Source organism: Geomesophilobacter sediminis (assembly GCF_016458275.1).
Lineage (GTDB): Bacteria > Desulfobacterota > Desulfuromonadia > Geobacterales > Geobacteraceae > Geomesophilobacter > Geomesophilobacter sediminis.
Genome location: NZ_JAEMHM010000006.1, coordinates 83,354 through 105,248, shown reverse-complemented (window position 1 = coordinate 105,248; position 21,895 = coordinate 83,354). Strand labels below are relative to the sequence as shown.

Here is a 21,895-nt window from a genome sequence, read left to right as displayed (position 1 = left end):
CATCGGTGCGTAAAGACGAAACTTTAGTGCAAATGCGCCGGAGCCGTGAGCGGGAGCACGACGGTGAAGCGGCTCCCCTGGCCGGCACCGCTCTCCACGCTGATGGTTCCCCCGTGCGCCTCAACGATCGCCTTGCTGATGGTGAGGCCGAGGCCGGTTCCCTTGAACCCCTGGGCCGCCGAGGAGCGGAAATACTTGTTGAAGACCTTCGGGAGCTCCTCGGCCGGGATGCCGATACCGGTGTCGGTGACCACCACCTGGAGCGATGCGTCCCGGACCGCAGCCTCGACGCTGATGCTGCCGCGGCGCGGGGTGAACTTCACCGCGTTGCCAATCAGGTTGGCGAAGACCCGGCCGATCTGCTTGCCGTCCAGCTCCATGTTGGGGAGATCCGGCGCGATGGTTGCGGTGAAGGTGGAGCCGTGGACCGTCGCTTCGCGGGCCCCGTCCTGGCAGGCCCCTTCGATGATCGCCCTCACGTTGCAAAGCGCCCGGTCGATCTGCAAAAGCCCCGCCTCCAGGCGGTAGGCGTCGAGGACGTCCTCGATCATGGTGAGCATCTTGCTGGAGCTTTTGTTCATCTCCCGGATGAAAAGGTGCAGCGAAGGATCGACCTTCTCCCCCATCTCGCCCAAAAGAGCCTGGATGTAGCCCATGATCACGGTGAGCGGGGATTTCAGGTCGTGGGTCATCATGGCCACGAACTCCTCCCGCTGCCGCTTTTCTTTGGTCTCGGCGGTGATGTCCCGGATCTGGAAGAGCTCGCAGCTCTGTCCGCGTTCGTTCTTGATCTCGCTGCAGCGCACGCTGACCATGGAGCCGTCGATGCTGATTTCCATCGGGAGATCGCGGCAGTTCTCGCTCAAGACCCGGTAGATCGGGGTGCGCAAGGGGAGCATGTCCACGCGCTTGCCGACAACATCGGCGCGCGAAGTCCGAAGCATCCGCTCTGCCGTGCTGTTGACGCGCAGGATCTTACCGGTGTTGTCGACGTAGACCACGCCGATCTCCACCTGCTCCAGCAACATCACTGCGATGTCGTTTTGTTCCACGCCCACCCTCCGTTCGAACCTGACGGTTCTCCATGCATTGTGCCTTATCGGAACACTTTTCCGATTCTTGAGTGGAAATTACCGGGTGATTGGCCGGGGGACGGACGGTGCGCCGGGGAGGCGCCGGGGAGCACCCCGGGCTGCTGATCCCGGTGCGGGCGGGGACCTTCAGGGAAAGGCCAAAAAATCGATCAAACTTCGAGGGTATAGCCGACGTGGGCGGGATGAAAGCCACCGGGGAAATCCGCGACCAGGCGTGCCGAGGCGGCAAATCCGGTGCAGTGGCTGCCGCAGATTTTTTTCACCCGGAATCGCTTCAGGGCGGCAATCGTCCCCTCGAGCTGTTCCTTGCCGCAAAAGCCGAGATGGCAGCCGCCGATGATGGCATAGACCTCCGTCACGCCGGTCAGCTTCCGGGCGTGCAGGATGGTGTTGACCACGCCGGCGTGGCAGCAGCCCAGCAGCAGGACGAGCCCCTTTTCGGTGACGAGGACCAGGGACTGGTCGTCGGGGACGGAATCCCCCGCGCATCCGGCCTCGTCGCAACAAAGGCCGGCATCGCCGGATTCGAACGGAGTCACCCGCGGCACCTCCCCGGTGAGGAAGACCCCCGGGGCCAGTTCGCGGTGAGCGTGGCTGTAGGAAAAGGTGGCGCCGATCCCGGCAAGGAAGGGCTCGGCATAGGGGATGCCGACCGAGTTGACGTTGCCGCCGCGCAGCGAGTAGCGCCGCTGGAAGATGTCCGGGTGGGCGTGGATGATCTTCGGGCCGCAGCTTTTCAAAAGCGGCCACAGCCCGCCGGCGTGGTCGTAGTGGCCGTGGGAAAGGACGACCCGCCGGACCGAACGCAGGTCGCGGTTCATCCGGTGGGCGTTGTGCAGCAGCGTGTCACCGCCGCCGGTATCGAAGAGGATCGCCTCCCCCTCGTGTTCCAGCAGGGCGGCAAAGCCGTGCTCGCCAAGGGTGCCGCTCAAAGGGCCGACGCTGTTGTCACAGAGGATGGTGATGCGGGACATGAAGCCCTCCCTTAAATAATGAGACAATGAGTCAATGCCACAACATGTCGGTCAAAGCAACCAAGAAGAGACTGCGCGCAGGGTGGGGACCCCGTCCCCACGCCGAGGGCCGGTGGGCGGAGGGGTTACCCCGCCCCTACAGCAAGAACCGCCGTACGGCAGGGTTGGAAGTTCCCCTTTGGAAAAGAGGGATTCGGGCAGCTCTGTCCGGTCCGGTTGTTGCGTCAAGACCGTGTCTCCCTCGCCCTCCGGGAAAGGGTCGGGGTGAGGGCTTCAAAACACAGAAAACTAAAGCGCTTTACGCTCCGTGGTCTCTTCCCCCGCCCCCCCTTCACGGCAGCACCACCACGTCGGTCGGCTGGCTCTGCACACTAATATGCCCGACCACGCTGTTGTTGCTCGTGTCGATGACGTCGAGGGTGCCGGTTCCGGCGTTGGCCACATACAGCCGGCCCGTTGCCTGCCTCAAGGCGATCCCCTGCGGCTGCCCTCCCAATGAAATCGTTGCGGCCACGCTCGGCGTTGCCGTATTGATTACCGACACGCTCCCGGAGTTGCGGTTGGTCACGTAGGCAAACCCGGCACTCAGGTCCCGGGTGATCCGCTGCGGGTTTATTCCCACGGTCACCACGGTCGGCGGCAGGTTGTTGGCCGGATTTACCACCGCCAGGGTCTGATTGTTACTGCTGACCACCAGGATTTCTCCGCTGGCGGGATCGAATGCGACATCGTTCACCCCGGCTCCGACCTGGGTGAGGGAGACGGTACTGATAACGCTGTTGCTCCCGGTATCGATGACCGAAAGGGTGTCGTCGTTGCTGTTGGCCACGTAGACCCGGCTGCCGGTGGAGTTCACCGCCACGCCTTTGGGCGCCGCGCCGACCCGGATACTGGTGCGCAGGGCGCCGTTGGCATCGAGTACCGAGAGGGTGTTACTTTGGCTGTTGGTCACGTAGACGTTGTTGTTCACCGGATTGACGGCGATGTTCCAGGGTGCGGTGCCGACGGTGGCGGTTGTCGTGGTGAAGGTGTCGTTCGCCCCGATGTTGATGATGGTCACCGTGTTGGAATTGCTATTGGCTACATACAGTCTTCCCTGGGCACTGTTCAGGGCTATCCCTTGCGGGCCGGGACCTACCGCGATGTTGGTTACCACCGTGTTGCTGCCGGTGTTGATCACGGAGACCGTATTTTGCCCGAAGTTGGTCACAAAGGCGCGGTTCCCGGTGCCGCCGGTGGTGGAGACGGTTACGGTCGTGGAGGCGGTGGCCAAGCCGGCGCCGCTGCCGAAGGTGGCGGTGATCCCGGCGGTGCCCTGAGCACTGCCATGGACGGTCCCTTTGGGCGCGGTGTTGGTGACGGTCGCCACCGCCGCCGTATTGGAATTCCAGGTGACGCTGTTGGTAAGGTCCACGGTACTTCCGTCGGAAAGAGTCCCTTGGGCGGTCAACTGCAGGTTGGCGCCGAGCGCCACCACCGGGTTCGCCGGCAGGATGGCCAGCGCCGAGACGGTAAGCACGGTGAGGGTCGTGCTGCCGCTGACTCCGGAAACGGCTGCCGTCACGGTGATCGGTCCGGTACCGCCGATGGTGCCCAGGCCCGGAGCACCGGAGGGGTTAAGGAAGATACCCGTGGGGCTGGAACTCCAGGTGACCAGGCGGGTCACGTCCTCGGAGCTCTGCACCCCGCCGTGGTTGAAAGTCCCGGTGGCGGTGAATTGGACCGTGGAGTTGGCGATGGCCGAAACGTTGGTCGGTGTGACCGCGATCGAGGTCGGCGCCAGTACGTTCAGCACCACCGGGATGGCGGTAACCCCCTGAAAAGAGGCACCGATGGTGGTCGAGCCCGGAGCCGCCGCGGATTTTGCCGTGACCAAACCGGTCGCGCTGATCGAGGCTACCGACGGGGTGCTCGAACTCCAGGAAACCAGTGAGGAGATATCCTGCTGCGACCCATTGGAGAAGGTGGCCGTTGCCGTCATCTGCTGGGTCGACCCGAGATCGATGGTGGAGCCGGCCGGGGTGATCGCGATCGAGTTGACCGCAACGGTACTGATCGAGGTGGAGCCGGAGACACCTTGGAAGCTCGCGGTGATCGTTGCCGTTCCGGTCCCCCCGGCGTCGACCCCGGTCGCGGTGGCCACTCCGGTACTGCTCACCGTGACGGCATTGGTATTGGACGAGGACCAGGTAGCGAGCGAGGTGACGTTCTGGGTCGCGCCCCCGACAAGGGTGGCGGTCAGGCTCAAGTTCTGCGAGGTGCCGACGATCATCGTCGCGTTGCCGCGCCCGACGCTCAGGGACTGCACCGCCGCCGTGGTTACCGTGGTGCTCCCGGAGACCCCGCCGAAGGTGGCCGTGACCGTCGCGGTGCCGGTGCTGGTTCCGGCCGTGGCAAAGCCGGTGGCGGCGACACTGCTGACGTCGAGCACTCCCGGGGGCGTCGCACTCCAGGAGGCGGTGCCGGTGAGATCGGCTACGCTGCCGTTGCTGTAATGCCCGAGGGCGGAAAGCCTGGTGGTGGTACCGGGTGCGATGGTCGGGGCCGACGCGGTGACGGTGATCGTGGAGAGCGTCCCCGGTTGGGAGCCGTTTCCGCCACCGCAACCGGCAAAAAGGCTGAGAAGCAGCAGGGTGACCAGAGCGTTCTTCATGGCGTTCCTCCCAGCCTCATCATAGTACCTTGCAAGGCTTATTAAAAGGGAAGCTGCAAAATCACATTAGCATACACCCACCAACCCTCTTGCCAATAGCTCACCCACAATACCTACCGACAGCATTTTCTGTGGGAGCGCCATTCCTGACGCCATCCGCCGCAGGCGGTGATCATGGTTTAAAGAAAAAGGCCGGGTCCCGGTCTACTGCACCGGTCCCGGCCCTATCTATTTCGCCAGCTTCCCTTTGTTCTCGGCCTACTTCGGCGGGTGCTCGGTCATGAAATCGTCAAAGGCCCGCATGACGTCGATCGCGGAGAGCATCCCGACCAGTTCTTCCTCTTTATTCAGCACCGGCAGCGCGCCGAAACGGGTGTCGATCAGGTAACGGTTCGCCTTCCGGATGCTGTCGTAGGTGTACACCACCTTCACCTCGGTCGTCATCAGGTCCCCAACCGCCAGGTCGTCGTCCAGGTTGTAGACGTGAGCAACCTCGATGTCCTCGTCCACCCATTCCGGGCGGCGCAGGTCGCGATCGCTGAGGATGCCGACCAGGCGGTTGCTGTCGTCGAGCACCGGGAGGTGGCGGATGCGGTTCTCCTTCATCCGGAAAAACGTCTTCCGGATGCCGTCAGCGGGATGGGCGGTGATGACCTTGGGGCTCATGTACTTGCTGATTTTCATGCATAGCTCCTGACGTAAAGTTGGTGCAGCGCGAGGACGGATGGCCTCCACTGCTGGTGCTCACGTATCCATTGTGGGTAAGCTATCGGAAGCTGGCCCCCGCCACTTTAATTAAATCTGCCACCGGATCCGCCTCCTGCACGGGAATCTGAATCCGGTCCCGTTGACAACGGGGTGATGAACGCTACTTTTGGATGGTTATTAATTCTGGTTAACATTAATCAAACTGACAGGGAGGAGGAACACATGAGGAAATCCATCATCGCAGTCGTGAGCATTACCCTGCTGCTGGTCGTCGGCGTCGTCGCATCCGCCCTAGCCGCCGGTACCTTCACCGCAAAAGAAAAGGCCTTTATGAAGAAGGCCGCGGCCGACGGGGTGGCGGAAATGCAGCTGGGGCAACTGGCACAAACCAATGCCAAGACGCAGGAAGTCAAGGACTTTGGCAGCCGCATGGTTACCGACCATGGCAAGGCCAACGACGAATTGACCGCCATTGCCCAGCAGAAGGGGCTGACCCTTCCGTCGGCCGTGAACCGGAAACACAAGATGCTTGCGGACAAGCTGAACAAGCTCACCGGGGATGCCTTCGACAGAGCCTACATGCGGGAAATGGTGAAGGAGCACATGAAGGACGTGGCGACCTTCAAGAAGGCTCAGAAGAATGCCCAGGACTCCGACCTGCAGGGGTGGATCGGCAAGACCCTGCCGATCCTGGAGGATCATCTGAAAAACGCCAAGGAGATCGCTTCGCGCGTCGGCGCCGGCGGGGACGGAAAGGGTGGACAGATCAAGGAAGGGATGTAGCCGCAGCTAAACGGCAAACAAGCGCGGCCCCTGCAGGTACCTTTGCAGGGGCCGTTTTTTGTTGGACGGAAAGGGAGGGGACGGCTAGTTGTTGACCAGCGAGAGGTACTCCTTGCGGTTGAGGCGCAGCCGCTTGATCTCCTCGTTGCAGACGTAGGCGACCACGGCGTCGCGATCCCGCTCGTTGATCTCGCGGTATTTCATCCCGGCACTGTAGCAGGGGCGGTAGCCGTCCTCACGACTCTCGCTCTGCACCACTTCCGCCACTACCGGTACCGTCTTGGGCTCCGGCAAGGGGAGATGAAATACCACGTGCACCAGGTCTCCGGGAGTGAGCTCCATTTCGGTCTCGGCCCGCAGGCCGCCGCCGCTTATGTTCACGATCCTCGGCAGGTAATCCTCGCGGGGAAAGAGCGGCCGGTTGACGCTGCAGTCCTTCCAACCGGTGGCCATCTTGTAGAGGGTCACCGGCATTTCCGCCTGAAGCCGGTAGTACGCGCGGGAATCCTCGGCAACCACCCCCTCGATCAGCCCCATCAGGAGGTCTTCCCCCTCCCGGCACGAGAGGACCAGGGCGCGACAGGTGTACCCGTTGCCGCGAGCCCCCACCCGCACCGAAACCGGCGCCTTCTCGTGAAGCAGCGCGCCTTCCGGGAGTTCGTCCCGGGAAAGACGGACCGAGAGCCGGTCTCCGGAGAGCGCCGTGATGACGGCGCCGTCGCTGAAGGTCCCGCCGTCGCTCAGCAGCATCTCGACCTTCGCCCGTTTCCCGACCTGGAAATACTCTTGGTAATTTCTCGGCATTGCAGCACCCACCAAAACAGTCAATTTCATTGCAAACATCAGCAGCGAGCGCGAAAAGCCGCGCTGACGGCCGCTCCCCGGTCCCACCGCGTCGCAGGGCGGACCGCCCCCCGCAGCAGCGAAAACCTGCCGGGAGAAAGAGCTGGCGGCCTCAGGAGATGCAATTTTTACACCGCGGGACCGGCGGCCAGCAAGTAGCTGATATTGAGAAGGTATGCCCGGGACGAGGCATTCCCGGGTCCGGTGCTTTCGCTTGATCGCCGCAGCCACGCGGCGCTTTGACGCACCCGGCGCGCCGAGGCTCCTCGACCGTTGCCGCGGATTTAGCGCTTGACTTTGGTGGGGCGGTGACTATTCTAAAACGAATTCATTTCTATTTAGGAGAGAAGATGGAGCACCAGCACGTGACGGCATTGAAGGAGGCGGGGATGAAGGCAACCCCCAAGCGACTGGCGATTCTCGAGGCGCTGAACGGCCTGAGTTGCTACGCCAGTCCCGAGGAGCTGTGGAAACAGCTGCGCGCCCGCTTCGACCGGCTGGGGCTCCCCACCGTGTACCGAAACCTCGAAGAGCTCGCGGAAAGCGGGGTTATCACCAAGGTGATCCACCCCAACCGGCAGCTTTACTATTACTTCTGCCACAACCGGGACCATCACCATCACTTCGTTTGCCTCTCCTGCCGGAAGGTGGAAGACGTGCCGTCCTGCGGCATCGAGGCGATGGCCGAAGTGGTGCAGCAGCAAAGCGGTGGGCGGGTGCTGTCGCACATCCTGCAGTTAAACGGCGTATGTGGCTCCTGCCTGCGCAGCGGGGCGCCGCAATGAGCCCGGCGCTGAAGATCAGCGGCCTGACCGCAGGCTACCATGGCACCGAGGCACTGCGCGACGTCAGTTTCCAGCTGGACCGCGGGCAATATCTCGGCATCGTCGGCCCCAACGGCTCGGGGAAAAGCACCCTGATCAAGGTGATCCTCGGGCTCGTTCCGGCGCGCGGCGGGGAGATCACCATCCTGGGGACGCCGCGGGAGCGCTTCCGCAGTTGGGACCGGATCGGCTACCTGCCGCAGGGGCTGCAGTTTTTCAACCCGCACTTTCCGGCTACGGTGGATGAGGTGGTCCGGTTGGGGCGGCTGGCCGGCAAGCGCTTTCCCAAGCGCTTCACCGCCGAGGACGCGACTGCGGTAAACCGGACCCTGGAGTGGATGGGGATCGCCGACATCCGGTCCAAGATGATCGGGGACCTCTCCGGGGGCTTGCGGCAGCGGGTGCTCCTGGCACGGGCCCTGGTAAACGATCCGGAACTTTTGGTGATGGACGAGCCGACCACGGCGCTCGACCCCGAGACCCGGGAGACCTTCTACCAGCTGATCTACGAGATGAACCAGAAGCACAAGGCGACGGTCCTGTTGGTCACCCACGACACCGCGACCATCGGCAAATACGCTTCCCACCTGCTCTACCTCGACAAGCGGGTGATCTTCTTCGGCGACTTCGACGCCTTCTGCAACTCGACCGACATGACCGAGTTCTTCGGCGCGCACGGGCAGCACCTGGTATGCCACAGACACTAGATCAATGAGCCAAAAGCCGTCTGAACGGTCGGACCGGTCCATCCCGTCCACCTCGCCCATGGCATCCACCAGTAATCCTCGCTACTTGGAAACTACATGAACATCACCGACATGCTCAGCTACGGCTTCATGCAACGGGCGCTCCTCGGAGGCTCGCTCATCGCCATCCTCTGCTCCGTCCTCGGGGTCTTTCTCGTGCTGCGCCGCCTTTCCCTGATCGGCGACGGCCTCGCGCACGTCACCTTCGGATCGGTCGCCATCGCCCTTTTGTTCCGGCTCCAGTCGGTCTACAACACCCTCGCCATCATCCCCATCGTCATGGGATGCTCGATGGGGATCCTGAAGCTCGCGCAGCGGGCGCGCATCTTCGGCGACGCCGCCATCGGCATCGTCTCGGCGCTCGGCATCGCCACCGGGGTCATGCTCGCCAGCGTGGCCGGCGGCTTCAACGTCGACCTCTTCAGCTACCTTTTCGGCAACATCCTCTCCATCAGCACGAGCGAGCTCGGCATCGCCGCGGCGCTCTTCGTGGTCGTGATCGCCGGGGTGGCCACCTTCTACAACGACCTTTTCGCCAGCACCTTCGACGAGGAACTCGCCAAGAGCTCGGGGATCGACACCGATCGCATCAACACGGTCCTGGTCCTGATGACCGCGCTGACCGTGGTCTTGGCCATGAAAGTGGTCGGGATCATGCTGATTTCCGCGCTTTTGATCCTCCCCGCAGCCACCGCGCTGCAACTGGCGCGGGGCTTCAAGACGGCCATCGTCTCCGCCGCCGCCTTCGGCGTCATCACCGTCATCACGGGAATTACCGTCTCCTTCGTCTTAAACCTCCCCACCGGTGCGACCATCGTCATCACCAACTTCGCCCTCTTCGCCTGCGCCTTCGGCGCCCGCACCCTCCTGCGCCGGGGGTGAGCCGCGGACTGCCACAAGTTCCGTTCCCTCCAACCTTTTTCCTGCAAATTAATTAAACTTCCCGCCGGAGCAGCCGAAAAGATCAGGGCAGGCTGCATCCGGATTCCAAGGGAGATCTGCCACAGACGATGAACCTCAGACAGTGGCTCACAGCAGAGGCGGGGGTGAAGTATCCCGGCTTCGAAAAAACCGTCGACAGCCTTTCCTGGCTTTTGATCGCGCTGGTCGCCCTCGACATCGCGATCGACCCGATCGACGCGAAGGACGTGTTCTTCCTCGGAACCTGCGCCGTCTTCCTGCGCCTCTACCGTGCCCTGGAGCGCCGACTCGGCCCCCTGGGGCAGGCCAAGGGGCTGGTCGACCTGATGCTCCTGCTCTTTTTCGCCGTTGCCTCGTGCTGGTTCTCCGGCAAGGAGACGAGTCCCTTTCTCCCGGCCATCTACCTCATCCTGATGATCGCCTCCCTGACCCAGGGAAAACGCAACGCCTACTTCATGGCGCTGCTCACCATCGCCTCCTACGCCCTTTTGGCCTACGGCGCGCCGGGAAACCGCCCCCCCGACTTCTCCCGGCTGCTCCAGTTCATCCCCTTTCTTTTGATCGCCTACCTCGGGACGGTTCTCTCCGGCGAGGCGGAAAACGCCCGCATCGAGGTGGAGCGCCTCTCGCTCACCGACGATTTGACCCAGCTGAACAACATGCGCAGCTTCTACATCCTGGCCGACCACCAGGAAAAGATCGCCAAGCGGAACCAGGAGGCCTACGCGATCTGCATGCTCGACACCGACAACCTGAAGCAGCTCAACGACCGGCACGGTCATTTTGCCGGTACCGAGCTCATCAAGTGGACCGGGCGCATCATCAGCCAGAACATCCGCGAAAGCGACATCGCGGCCCGTTTCGGCGGGGACGAATTCGTCATCATGTACAACGGCCACCACAAGGAACAGATCTTCCTCGCGGTGGACCGGATCGTGCGCGCCATGGAGAACTCCCCCTTCCCGTTCGAAGGGAAGCTGCTCCGCTCCTCGCTTTCGGCGGGGATCGCCTGCTACCCGTGCGACGGCGACGACCTGAGAACGGTGATCAAGAAGGCGGACGAGGCGATGTACTTGAGCAAACGGCGGGGCAAGAACCGGGTGTCGCTGTACGACCCGGAGGAATGCGACACCCCGGTGGCGGGGTCAGAGGTAGGGGGAAAACAGTTTGGCGAGGCCGTCGCGGAGCTTGATCGGCACGCTCCGCCCGTCGAGGTCGGCAAGGGTGATCCCAGTTGAGGCGGCCACCGCCTCCCGGCAGCGCCCTTCCATGAGCTGGCCGAACGCCAGGTCGTAGACCTCCAGGTTGAGTTCGAAGTTCAGCCGCAGGCTGCGCGGATCGAGGTTCGCGCTCCCGATCAGGGTCCAGCTGCCGTCGACCACCATGAACTTGGTATGCACGAAGGGAGGGGGTTGGGCGTAGACCTTGATCCCGTAGCTCACCAGCTCCCACAGGTAAGCCCAGGTCGCCCACTTGACGAAGGGGAGGTTGTTCAGCCCCGGCAGCACCATCGTGATGGAGACGCCGCGCAACGCGGCGGTGACCAGGGCGCTCACCAGGGGACGGTCCGGGATGAAGTACGGGGTGACGATGCTCACCCGCTCTTTCGCACAGGAGATCGCCCCCAAAATGATCCAGTTGAGCTTGCGGAATTCCTTGTCCGGGCCGTCGCTCACCGCCCGGACCAGGGCGCTCCCCGCCCGCGGCCGGAACGAATTCACGTAGAGGCTCTCCTGGAGCCGCTCGCCGGTGACGAAGCGCCAGTCGTCCAGAAAAGTCCGCTGCAGGTCCGCCACTACCGGCCCCCCCACCTTGAAATGCAGATCGCGCACCACCGGCGGGGTCCCCTGCGCCATGTGCCGGTTGCCGATGTTCATCCCTCCCGTGAACCCGATGCGCCCGTCCACCACCAGGATCTTGCGGTGGTTGCGCAGGTTGAGATACCTTCCCGGACGCAGCGGCAAGAACCTGCCGAAGTGCACCCCCGATCCCTTCAAAAGCCGGCGCGCCGTCGGCCGCGAATACATCTCCCCGAGGCTGTCCACGATCACCCGCACCCGGACCCCGCGCTTGGCGGCCCGGATCAGGGCGTCGGTGAACTGCCGCCCCGTCTCGTCCCCGTCGAAGATATAGGTGCAAAGGTGAATCGAATGGCGCGCCTCCTCGATCGCCTGGAGCATGCACGGGTAGGCCTGTTCCCCGTTTTCCAGGGGATCCAGGGAATTTCCGGGCAAAAGCGGCGTACTCACCACATGGTCGGAAAGGGAGCGGAGTTCTTCGAGGTAGCGGAGTTCCTGGGGGAGGGCGATGTGCGGTCTGGGCTCGGGAACCGGGGGGGAGAAGGGATGGGAGGCGGCTTCGCGGTGCCATCTCCGGGCGCGGTCCTGGATCCGGTTTACCCCCATGCTCCAGTAGAGGAGCGCCCCGAAAAGGGGGATCGTGATACAGGCGAGGACCCACCCCATCGCCGCGCGCGGGTCGCGCTTGTTGACCAGCGCGTGCCCCGCCGAAGCAAGGGAAATGAAGGCGAGAAGTGCAAATAGCAGTGCCCAGAAGAGATGGTCCAAAGAAGCTCCGGTCAAACAGCTCGTGGTTATGGCGCGCCGGAGGGAAGCTGCGGGTTTAAGCTGCTTCGGTCGGCTCGGCGACAACTGCGGGAGGTGCCGGTACTACATCACAAAGGTCAGGCGGCGCCCATTAAAGCAGGTTTCAGGTGCTCTTGCCAATCTTTTTTGGTTCCGGCGGGGACCGATCCGTCCGATCCGAACGATCGCTCCGATCCGCCCCCGGCTGCGGCAAAAAAAAGGAGCGGCTGGCGCCGCTCCGGAGGTTGTCCCCCAAAGGGGGTTACAGGAGCCGATACGGCTCCGCTTTTTTCTGCCACTCGGTCCCGGGATATTCCCGGGCGAGCTGGATCTGCGCATCCTTCAAAGCCTGCACCTGGTGGCTTTCCTTGAACCGGCTCACCCCGCGCAGGAAAACCGCCTCCGGCGCGAAGATGCTCTGGGAATTGCCGTTCAAAAGGGTGTTCAACTGGATGACCGATTCGTTGAACTGCCCGGCGTCAAAGGCCACTTTCGCCTGCCCCAGCAGCATCAGGGGAACCATATCCTCCGGGGGGACGAAACCGACCGACCGGAAATGCTCCCGGCCGTAATAGTCGAGCATGATGAGGGTTGGGGTCCACATCACCCGGAAGTCCCCGGCCAGCGCGGTCGAGGCGACCGGGACCTTGAGTGCGACGAGCTTGTCTATCATGAAATTGGCGACCGAGAGGTCGGGGAAAGTGACCTCCTCCATCTGTTTGCAGCCGATGCATTCGGGACTGAAGAATTCAACCAGGATGCTCTTCTGCTCGGCCTTGCCCTTGGCCAGGGCCTTTCCCATATCCGACTCCCACGAGATCATGGCGACTCCTCCTTTTTGATGTTGCGTGCTAACTTAATGATAACTGCAGCGTCCCCCTTGTCAATTGGCTAAACCCTTGCGGTTTTGGGCAAACTGGCTATAATGCGGGGTCTGCCCGTACCAGAACCCAACGCAGAACCGGGAGTCCCTTGTCCAGTAAGAATCCTCGCCGCGCCGCCTTCGACCTTTTGCTCAGAATCGAGAAGGAACGTTCCTTCGCCGACATCCTCATCGACGTCGAGCTTTCCAAGGGAATGCTCCAGGGTGCCGACCGGGGCCTCTTGACCGAGCTCGTCTACGGCGTGCTGCGCCGCAGGGGGAACCTCGACTACATTATCAGCCAGTTTTCCAAGCAGCGCCCGGAAAAACTTGAGCTGTACGTCCTCATCCTGCTCCGCCTCGGGCTCTACCAGGAGTTCTACCTGGACCGGGTGCCGGTTTCGGCGGCGGTGAACGAAACGGTGAACCTCGCCAAGGAGCTCGCGCCGCGCGCATCGGGATTCGTGAACGCGGTCCTGCGCAGCGCCGACCGGGGACGGGACCAGATCACCTACCCGGACCGGGAAAGCCGTCCCGCGGAGTACCTGGCGGCGCGCTGGTCGCATCCGGCCTGGCTGACCGCGCTCTGGTGCGAGCAGCTCGGGGTGGACGAGGCGGAAGCGCTCGCCCGGGCCATGGCCGAGCCCCCCCCGCTGACCATTCGCGCCAACACCCTCAAGATCACCCGCGATGCGCTTTTGGAGCGGCTGACCGCCGACGGGATCAGCTGCGAGGCGACCACGTACTCCCCGGACGGGATCCGGATCACCCACGCGGGAGGGCTCGCCAAACTGGCCGCCTTCCGCGAAGGGCTGTGCACCGTCCAGGACGAATCGTCCCAGCTCGCTCCCCTCTTCCTGACCCCGCAGCCGGAGGAGCACGTGCTGGACGCCTGCGCCGCGCCGGGGGGGAAGACGACCCAGATCGCCCAGTTGATCGGCGACCGCGGGAAAATCACCGCCTGCGACGTGAACGGCAAGAAGCTCAGGATGATCCGGGAGACCTGCGAGCGGCTCGGCGTCACCTCGGTCCGCACCCAGGTGCTGGACGCGACCGACCCGGATGCCCTCAAGGGGGCGACCTTCCCGAAGATCCTGGTGGACGCCCCCTGCTCCGGGCTCGGGGTGCTTAGGCGCAACCCGGAAGGGAAGTGGTGGAAGGCTGCGGTGGACCTGGATCTTTTGCCGCGCACCCAGCTCGCCATCCTGGAGAATCTCTCCGGGAGCCTCGAGCCGGGGGGCACCCTGGTTTACGCCACCTGCTCCACCACGGTAAAGGAAAACGAGGCGGTGGTGGATGCCTTCCTGGCCGACCATCCCGAATTCCAGGTGGAGGATCTGCGCGAGCTCTTCCCTGCCTACGCCCCCCTTTGCACCGAGCGCGGCTTCTTCCGGAGCTGGCCGCACCGGGACGGCATGGACGGCTTCTTCGCCGCCCGGCTGCGCAAGGCGTGACCCTAGGCACATCCCCTCACCCCCTTCAAGGACCAACTCTCGAAGGGAGCGGGCGCCTACCAGGATTAACACCGATCACCCGGTAACATGTTTGCGGCATTGCCGCTTCCAAAGCCCCGGCGGCGCTCCCCCACCCTTCCCCGCGCTTGGTGCCGGAATACCCACGTAAGGGAGAGCCATGAAAAAGATCGCACCCTCCATCCTTTCCGCCGACTTTTCCCGCCTCGGCGAGGAAATCGCCGCCATCGAAGCCGGCGGCGCCGACTACGTCCACGTTGACGTCATGGACGGCCACTTCGTCCCCAACATCACCATCGGACCGCTGATCGTGAAGGCGGCCCGCAAGGTCACCCAACTTCCCCTCGACGTCCACCTGATGATCGAGAACCCGGACCTCTACATCCCCGACTTCGCCAAGGCCGGGGCGGACATCATCGTGGTCCATGCCGAGGCGACCAACCACCTGCACCGGACCGTCCAGCTCATCAAATCGCTGGGGAAAAAGGCGGGGGTATCCCTGAACCCGGCGACGCCGTTGAACACGCTGGAATACATCCTGGGCGATCTGGACCTCGTGCTCCTGATGACCGTCAACCCGGGCTTTGGCGGCCAGTCGTTCATCGAGGCATGCCTTCCGAAGATCCAGGCGCTGCGCGCCATGCTCGACAAGCGCGGGGTGGAGGCCGAACTGGAGGTGGACGGCGGGGTGAAGGTTGACAACATCGCCCGCATCGCCCACGCCGGCGCGGACGTTTTCGTTGCCGGGAGCGCCGTTTTCGAGAGCCCCGACTACGCCGCCACCATCGGCGAACTGAAGCGGCGCGCCAAGGAGCCCGTCCTCTGAAATACCCGAACGAAGAAGATCTCCTGGCCCCCCCGGTCGAATCCGGGGAGCTCAAGGAGCGGCTGCGCAAGGCCCTGGCCAACCGCAGCCGGGTTCCCATGGCGCCGGGACCGGTCCCGGCCGCCGTGCTGATCCCCCTTTACCTCAAAGACGGGGAATACCACCTTCTGTTCACCAAGAGGACCGCGAACCTCACCCACCACCGCGGGGAGATCTCGTTTCCCGGCGGGGTGCGGGAGCCCGGGGACAAAGACAGCTTCGAGACCGCGCTTCGGGAGACCTGGGAAGAAGTGGGGATCCGGCAGGAGGACATCGAGGTGCTGGGTGAGCTGGACGACTGCGAGTCGATCCACAACTACCTGGTTACCCCGGTGGTGGGATGCTTCCCCGCCGGCTACCAGCTCACCGTGAACCACTCCGAGATCGAGCGGATCATCGAGGCCCCCCTCTCCGAGCTGCGCCGTCCGGAGATCTTCCGCACCGAGCTGTGGGAGCGCCGCGGCACCACCCACGAGGTCTACTTCTACACCTACGGCGACGACGAGATCTGGGGGCTGACCGGGAGGATCCTGAAGCAGTTTCTCGAGATACTGGAAGGGTGTCTTAAGGGTTAGGGGTAGCGCCAGCGCTGCATTTGTGACGTAAAAAGGGGCTCCTTCCGGGGAAGCCCCTTTTTTAATGGGTGCCTTTAAGCAGATAGGGGATCGCGGAGCCAGAAAAACCCTGCCCGGCTCCTTGCATTTTCCCCCGTTACCCAATATGCTTTCGCCTTTATCTGCTTGCGTCAATACCCCAGACAAGACCGGCTGGCAAACGCCTACTTCGACACTCGAAGTGAAGGAGGTGTGATGTGGCACCGCGGAGCCGTAGAATCTTGCGTGACTATCGGTATTGGAAGTGCAGCAAGCTTCACGCGATAACCCAGCGGATCCGGAAGGCCCTGACCGACAATCCGAACATCCCGATGTCGGTGTGGGTGAATCACCCGGACCTGTTGGCGCTGTTTTTCGCAGCGGCGGACAAGCTGGACATCGTGTACCACGAGTCCCGTTTGCGCAGTATCGTCTCGATTGCCGCGCGTGAGGTGATCGAGACGGAGGTGATCGGCTACCTGGACCTGATCGCGGCGCTTCTCGAGGCGGCGGCAATCCTGAACCCGGAGGTCCTTCCCACCTCGGGATTCAATCTGGCGAAGGAACGCCGGGCTGGGAGTCGGGCTACGCAGCCCCCGGACGCGACGCCCTTTCCCGTCGAGGCTGCCAGCGATGATGTGGCAACGGAGCAATCGAGCCCGTAAAAGGCAGGGCGACGGCATCCTTCGGTAGTACCGGGACGTAGCGCAAGCATGGGGTTCCCCTCCGGGTAACCCCTTCTTTGTCTCTCTTCTCCTCGCAAGACCGCGTCTGCTCCGCACCAGACCGAGTAACGGACGCCCCCTCCCTCTCGGGTAACAACCCATCCCATTCCCTACCAGTCATTTACATAAGGTGAAGAGCAACTTCCTTCCTGCAAGATGGAACTTGCTTTCTGCAGGAAGTAACTTGCTTCGCCCGTGAAGTAACTTTTTCCCGGCATGAAGTAATTAATTGTTTGCGTGAACGTAGTTACTTCAAGTCCAAAGTAACCTTTTTGGGGCGGGAAGTTGTTCGCTTCGAGCATAAAGTTAACGTTCTTCCGGCCTGAAGAAGGCTACTCCTGGAGGAGACAACTTACGCCGGGCAGGAAGTAATTTATTCGCTGCCTAAAGTAACCTCCTGCAAGCAGTTCAGGGGGACAGGCACCTTTTAATCTGGTACCGAAGGGGGGGCTGGCACCTGCAGAGTCCGCCCCACTCCAGCGCCGACGGACGCGCAGCAAAAAAAGGGGCCCCCTTTCGGGAGCCCCTTTTGCGTTGCCGGTTCTAGCTGACCTACTAGCCCGGATTGATGAAGGCGTAGATCATGAGCGCCATCAGGGCGCAGCCGATGAAGACCGCGGTGAAGCCGAAGGTCTTCAGCAGGAAGTCGTACACGATGCCGGAGGAACGCTTGGCAGCGAACTTCTCCGTGATCCCTTCCTGCTCGTACCGGGCCCACTGATCGCCACGCTCTTCGACGAACTCGTGCTTGGACATCTGTCCGTTGAAGATGACGAAGTCCATCGGGAACTTCTCGGGCCGTCCGTGGGTGTTGAAGAAGTGGACCGAGAAGATGAAGCCGGTCGCCAGCAGCGCTTCGTCCGAGTGGATGATGGTCGCTACGTTAAACGCCCATCCCGGCAGGAAGGAGCCGAAGAGTTCGGGGAGGGCGAGCATGAGACCGGAGCCGCCGATGGCGAACATACCCCAGAAGACGGCGAGGAAGTCGAATTTCTCCCAGTAGGTCCATCTCTCGAAGGTCGGCTTCGGTCCCTTGAAGAAGAACCAGCGGACCATGGCGGCGACGTCGTTGATGTCACGCAGGTTCGGGCAGAGCGATTCCGGCCCGAACAGCTTCTGGAAGAAGTTCCCCTTGAGGTCCTTGCGGATGAAGAGGAAGTGGATGCTCAGCAAGATCGCCGAACCGAAGTAGAAGAAGGTGATCCCCGCGCAGATGCGGTGGATGAAGGCCGCGTTGGGTGCGCCGCCGATGATCCCCATCAGGACCTTCGCCCACCCCTGGTCGCTGAACTTGAGCGGGAGACCGGTCAGGGACAGACCGAGGAAGCTCACGATCACGCACAGGTGCAGGAAGACGTGGCGCGGCTGGAAGCGGCGGTACTGCTTGTGCCCTTCCTCTACCTGGTGCAGCTGGTGCCCTTCGGCAAGTGCGGCGGCCTTCTCACGGTTCTCGACGAAGCCGCGGACCATCCAGAGCAGGGTGTGCAGCCAGAACACGGCGAAGGTGGATACCAGAAGACCGGTCATCGCCATGAAGGTGTAGTAGAGGATCGGGTAGTGCTCGCGGTCGTTGTGCTCGCCGTGAGCGTAGAACTTGGTGAAGAGCTTCGAGTCGTGCTTGTGGCATTTGCCGCAGGTCGCCACCAGGTTCGCCTCGTTGACCGAGGAACGCGGGTCGTTCGGGGGGAGGATGCTGTGGGCGGTGTGGCAGTCGGCGCAGCCGGCGACCTTCTCCGGATAGCCGAGACGGTAGTTCTTGCCGTGGTAGCTCGACATGTAGCTTTCCACCGAGGTCTCGGGGAGGTGGTTGCGCTTAACCAGCTCCTTGTTGGCGTGGCACTTGAGGCAGACCTTGGTGTGGAATTCACGGTTGACGTGCGAGGTAGCGTCGCCGACCTGCTTGATTTCATGGAGGTTGTGGCAGTCGTTACAGGCCGCCGAATCCTGGTTCCCGGCGAGGACCGCCTTGCCGTGGACCGACTCGCGGAAACCGCGCTCGTCCTTGTGGCACTTCACGCAGATCGCGAGGACCCGGCGCTTGTCCTTGTTCCAGTGGGTGATGCGGTGGATGTCGCTGTGGCAGCCGACGCAGGTGACACCCTTCGCCAGATGCACGCTGTTGGCATGCTCCGCCGCCTCTTTCTTGTGGCAGCGCACGCACTGTACCTTCCCAACTTTCACCTCGCCCTTCATGTGGCGGGTGAGATCGACGATTTCCACGTGACAGCTGGTACAGCCGTTTCTCCCGTGGACGGACTCTGCCATCAACGGGATGGAGATCTTGTCGCCGTGGCACCCGAGACAGGTGGCCGGGTCAATGGCCAGCCCCTGTGCGGCAAACGCGGAAGGAGCTGACACGAGGAGGAGAAATAGGAGGAGGGGGAAGAGGCGCAGCGTGACACGTGGCATGACGAACTCCTGTAATGAAAAAACATTGTTTTACAAACGGGCAGATATCCCGAAAACGTGCCGATGAGCGCGCACACTCTAGTATGACAGGACATTAAAATCAATAGAAAAAGCACTCATTAATAAAAACGGAGTGCGAATTTCAATTTATTAATTAATAAGGCGGGCAGCGCGGCGGTATCGATTAGGTAACGAAATCGTCAGATAGCGGTTTTGTCACAGCAGGCGGGGAGACCCGGAACGGCGGGGAAAAAAGGGGCTCAAACAGGGGAAGGTACGGCGAAGGGTGCGACAGGGCAAGGTTTTAGGGCGATGGGCGGGAGGGGACGACGACCCCTTCGGTCAGCATAAAGTCAAGGAAGTCGCGAGCTTCCGTCTGCGAAATCGCGAAGCGCCCGAGAAGAGGCTTGACCTGGGTAGTGCCGTTCAGCGACCAGAGAAGCTCGAACAGGGGGCGGGAAAGCGCCTCGGTGCGGACCTCGCCCCGGCAGGGATAGATGACCGCGTACGAACCGGAGCGGGAGAACTCCGCGGCGAAGGCGGCAAGCTCGCATTCCCCCGACTCCAGGATTTCCAGAATGTCGTACTGAAAAGAGGCGGGAGCAGCGCTCGGCGAGCGCCGCAAGGGCACCTGCAGCACGTCGATTCCCTTGGCTTGCCGCCGGGTGAGCGGCACGGTCGGCGGATCGAGGAGGGCCCGGGCGAAAAGGTGGTGGTAGTTGGCAAGATCGAGCGCGAGCGGCAGGAGCTTTTCCTTCCTGCGGGCGCGGAAGATCTCCTCCAGAAAGCCGCACTGCATCGGCAGGATCTCGTGGTCCCCGATCCCCTCTTCCGCCGCCCCCGACCGCTCTCCGAGCCAGTCGGCAAAGGCCGCGAGAAATGCCGACGGGGGCATTTTCAGGGCGCGCGCCACCGAGTTGAACCAGGCAACCGCTTTCCCCCGGCTGTAAAAGACGTCGCAGGCCAGGGCAAGCGCGGCGGCGCGGCTCAGTTCGTCGGCGGAGAACTCCGGGGTGGCGACCACGGTGTAGGGAGGCGCGTCCAGGTGGTGCACCCCCAGGGCTTGCGCCTGTCCGGCGAGCCGGGTTCCGGGAAGGACCGCCAGCGGAAAGATGTCCAGGTGGTTCGGGTAGAGCGACAGGGCGAAGTCGAGGGAGTTCCGGAAGCGCGGCAGGGTATCGCCGGGCAGGCCGTAAATGAGGTCGAACCCGAAGATGGCCCCGGTCTGATTCAAAAGATCGATGCGGGAGGCAAACCGCTCCGCGTCGAACGGGCGCCCCACCCCGGCCAGCACTTCGGGATCCGAGCTTTGCAGCCCGATCTGGAGCGAACAGGTGATCGAGGCGAAGAGTTCGGCCATCTCGGGATCGAGGAACTCGCAGCGCACCTCGAAATGGAAATGGATCTCGGGGGCGACCCGGGCGATCAGCCGCAGGATCTCCTTGGCGCGGGCCGGGACCTTGTTGAAGGTGGAATCGAGCACGAACACCTGGGAGACGCCGGCCGCCGCAAAAAGGCGCAGTTCCTTTTCCAGCCGCTCCATCGGGAAGCGGCGCACCTTTTCGCCGCGATGGTCGAAACAAAAGGAGCAGGAAAAATCGCAGCCGCGGGATATCTGCCAGAGCGCCCCGTCGCCTTCCACCGGGTTGAGGGTCCCATCGAGGTACGGAGAGGGGATTGCCTCCGGGGACGGGGAGGGCGAATAGGTTTCGCAAGCTGCGCCCCCGGCGGCGACGGCGCTTGCCGCCGCGCACGGCACGACCCCGGCGATCCCCGTCAGCGGGCGCCTATCGCGCAGCGCGGCGAGCAACGCCACGAAGCTCACCTCCCCCTCGCCACGGATCAGAGCATCGAAACAGCCGCAGTCGATGAGCGGGAGCGGATTGGCGGTCGGCTCCGGCCCCCCGGCAACGAGCAGCAGTTCCGGCCGGCGCTCCCGCAGCATCCCCGCCAGGGTGACGATCGCCTCGCGGTTCCACACATACATGGAAAAGGCAACCACGTCGGGATCGCCGGTGAGAAGCGTCTCGGCCGCCTCGGCGAGCGGGTCCCCGATCACGAACTCGTGGATCTCCGTCGCTACGGCGCGGCGCAGCTCTGGAGCGGCGGCAATGGCCCCCTTCAGGAAGGCAGGGGCGAGCGGAACCGACTGCGGCGAGCGGTAGGGATGAACGGCGACGAGCAAAAGCTTGATCATTGCTTGGGATGGGCCTTGATGCGGGGTTTGCCGTCCTCGATGACGACGGAATAGTCGATGTTCCGGCAACGGTACCGGTCGGCGATGGCGGGACGCTGCTGGGCGATGGCGGCGGCGATCTTCTCGCGGGAGACGTTTTTCACCGGGAGGTTGCAGGAGCGGCGCGCCTCCAGGTACTGCTGGTAGATCCGCTCCAACTGGTTCTCGGCGGCTTCCTGCGGGGAGGCCGGGCGGCGCGGTTCATCCTGGCGGCGCTCCATCCGGAACCGGTCGCGCGAGTATTTACCCTCCTCGATGAGCCGGGTAATCCGGGTCCATTTCTGTTTCTGGGTGCTGAGGCTCGCGGCGAGGGATTGGTATTTGAACTTGAGCATGGTGTTGGAGATGGTGACGTTCTGGTACTGCCGGACCTGCCGCTCCACCTCGTCCAGCAGCTGCATCGGCTCACGCTTCTCGATTCCGATGAAGTACTGCTCGTACTTGATGATCAGCTCGCGCAGGTTTTGTTCCAGACGTATCAGGTCTTCGGGCAGCGCCATGCTTTCTCCTTTGGCAACTGACTATAGCGGTTACGTCTGCACCTGTAAATGATAAATGGGAAACGATACGGGATAAGCTACCAGATTGTAACGTGAAACACC

19 protein-coding genes are annotated in these 21,895 nt (G+C 62.8%); 9 read left to right on the top strand and 10 right to left on the bottom strand.

The annotated features are described in order from the left end of the window. Positions 1–23: 23 nt before the first annotated feature. The 4 genes from JFN93_RS08470 to JFN93_RS08455 all read right to left on the bottom strand — a co-directional run bounded on the left by JFN93_RS08470 (position 24) and on the right by JFN93_RS08455 (position 5,405). Positions 24–1,052 (bottom strand): sensor histidine kinase, encoded by a 1,029-nt coding sequence (locus JFN93_RS08470; RefSeq protein WP_328753702.1) that lies wholly within the window; start codon positions 1,050–1,052, stop codon positions 24–26. Positions 1,053–1,243: 191 nt separating this feature from the next. Further along, on the bottom strand, positions 1,244–2,068 hold the full coding sequence (locus JFN93_RS08465) for an MBL fold metallo-hydrolase (protein WP_199383626.1): 825 nt from the start codon (positions 2,066–2,068) through the stop codon (positions 1,244–1,246). Between the two features lie 331 nt (positions 2,069–2,399). Further along, positions 2,400–4,721: a YncE family protein gene (locus JFN93_RS08460; protein ID WP_199383625.1), complete on the bottom strand. Its 2,322-nt coding sequence runs from the start codon at positions 4,719–4,721 to the stop codon at positions 2,400–2,402. 258 nt (positions 4,722–4,979) lie between these two features. After that, entirely contained in the window at positions 4,980–5,405 is a 426-nt protein-coding gene (locus JFN93_RS08455; RefSeq protein ID WP_199383624.1) for a CBS domain-containing protein, read from the bottom strand. Between the two features lie 246 nt (positions 5,406–5,651). Between JFN93_RS08455 and JFN93_RS08450 the strand changes: the two genes are divergently transcribed. After that, positions 5,652–6,212, top strand: coding sequence for a DUF4142 domain-containing protein (locus tag JFN93_RS08450; protein ID WP_199383623.1), 561 nt, complete (start codon positions 5,652–5,654; stop codon positions 6,210–6,212). 84 nt (positions 6,213–6,296) lie between these two features. Here the strand turns inward: JFN93_RS08450 and JFN93_RS08445 are convergent, their stop codons facing one another. Continuing rightward, positions 6,297–7,016 (bottom strand): PilZ-like domain-containing protein, encoded by a 720-nt coding sequence (locus JFN93_RS08445; protein ID WP_199383622.1) that lies wholly within the window; start codon positions 7,014–7,016, stop codon positions 6,297–6,299. Positions 7,017–7,405: 389 nt separating this feature from the next. Between JFN93_RS08445 and JFN93_RS08440 the strand changes: the two genes are divergently transcribed. The 4 genes from JFN93_RS08440 to JFN93_RS08425 all read left to right on the top strand — a co-directional run bounded on the left by JFN93_RS08440 (position 7,406) and on the right by JFN93_RS08425 (position 10,784). Further along, positions 7,406–7,840: a Fur family transcriptional regulator gene (locus tag JFN93_RS08440; protein ID WP_199383621.1), complete on the top strand. Its 435-nt coding sequence runs from the start codon at positions 7,406–7,408 to the stop codon at positions 7,838–7,840. Next, positions 7,837–8,586: a metal ABC transporter ATP-binding protein gene (locus JFN93_RS08435; RefSeq protein ID WP_199383620.1), complete on the top strand. Its 750-nt coding sequence runs from the start codon at positions 7,837–7,839 to the stop codon at positions 8,584–8,586. Before JFN93_RS08440 ends, JFN93_RS08435 begins: the two co-directional genes overlap by 4 nt. Positions 8,587–8,682: 96 nt before the next feature. Next, positions 8,683–9,507, top strand: a complete 825-nt coding sequence (locus JFN93_RS08430) for a metal ABC transporter permease (protein WP_199383619.1) — start codon at positions 8,683–8,685, stop codon at positions 9,505–9,507. Positions 9,508–9,635: 128 nt separating this feature from the next. Further along, positions 9,636–10,784 carry a GGDEF domain-containing protein gene (locus tag JFN93_RS08425; protein WP_199383618.1) on the top strand — a complete coding sequence of 383 codons (1,149 nt, stop codon included), beginning with the start codon at positions 9,636–9,638 and terminating at the stop codon, positions 10,782–10,784. Here JFN93_RS08425 and cls read toward each other — a convergent pair. Both cls and JFN93_RS08415 read right to left on the bottom strand, forming a co-directional pair. After that, a complete protein-coding gene (gene cls / locus JFN93_RS08420; protein WP_199383617.1) occupies positions 10,692–12,113 on the bottom strand; it encodes a cardiolipin synthase in 1,422 nt (473 codons plus the stop codon). The genes JFN93_RS08425 and cls overlap by 93 nt on opposite strands. 280 nt (positions 12,114–12,393) lie before the next feature. Continuing rightward, positions 12,394–12,954, bottom strand: coding sequence for a thioredoxin family protein (locus JFN93_RS08415; protein WP_199383616.1), 561 nt, complete (start codon positions 12,952–12,954; stop codon positions 12,394–12,396). A gap of 149 nt (positions 12,955–13,103) precedes the next feature. Between JFN93_RS08415 and rsmB the strand changes: the two genes are divergently transcribed. The 4 genes from rsmB to JFN93_RS08395 all read left to right on the top strand — a co-directional run bounded on the left by rsmB (position 13,104) and on the right by JFN93_RS08395 (position 16,588). Beyond that, complete coding sequence (gene rsmB / locus JFN93_RS08410; protein ID WP_199383615.1) at positions 13,104–14,447, top strand: 16S rRNA (cytosine(967)-C(5))-methyltransferase RsmB; 1,344 nt, start codon at positions 13,104–13,106, stop codon at positions 14,445–14,447. 178 nt (positions 14,448–14,625) lie between these two features. Continuing rightward, a complete protein-coding gene (rpe, locus tag JFN93_RS08405) occupies positions 14,626–15,291 on the top strand; it encodes a ribulose-phosphate 3-epimerase (RefSeq protein WP_199383614.1) in 666 nt (221 codons plus the stop codon). Between the two features lie 98 nt (positions 15,292–15,389). Further along, a complete protein-coding gene (locus JFN93_RS08400) occupies positions 15,390–15,905 on the top strand; it encodes an NUDIX hydrolase (RefSeq protein ID WP_199383613.1) in 516 nt (171 codons plus the stop codon). 260 nt (positions 15,906–16,165) lie between these two features. After that, positions 16,166–16,588 (top strand): hypothetical protein, encoded by a 423-nt coding sequence (locus JFN93_RS08395; RefSeq protein ID WP_199383612.1) that lies wholly within the window; start codon positions 16,166–16,168, stop codon positions 16,586–16,588. A 615-nt stretch (positions 16,589–17,203) separates the two neighbouring features. Here JFN93_RS08395 and JFN93_RS08390 read toward each other — a convergent pair. The 3 genes from JFN93_RS08390 to JFN93_RS08380 form a co-directional block, all read right to left on the bottom strand. Next, complete coding sequence (locus tag JFN93_RS08390; protein WP_199383611.1) at positions 17,204–19,057, bottom strand: cytochrome c3 family protein; 1,854 nt, start codon at positions 19,055–19,057, stop codon at positions 17,204–17,206. 304 nt (positions 19,058–19,361) lie between these two features. Next, entirely contained in the window at positions 19,362–21,254 is a 1,893-nt protein-coding gene (locus JFN93_RS08385; RefSeq protein ID WP_215907716.1) for a B12-binding domain-containing radical SAM protein, read from the bottom strand. After that, a complete protein-coding gene (locus JFN93_RS08380) occupies positions 21,251–21,793 on the bottom strand; it encodes an MXAN_5187 C-terminal domain-containing protein (RefSeq protein ID WP_199383610.1) in 543 nt (180 codons plus the stop codon). The genes JFN93_RS08385 and JFN93_RS08380 overlap by 4 nt, the downstream gene beginning before the upstream one ends. Positions 21,794–21,895 lie beyond the last annotated feature (102 nt).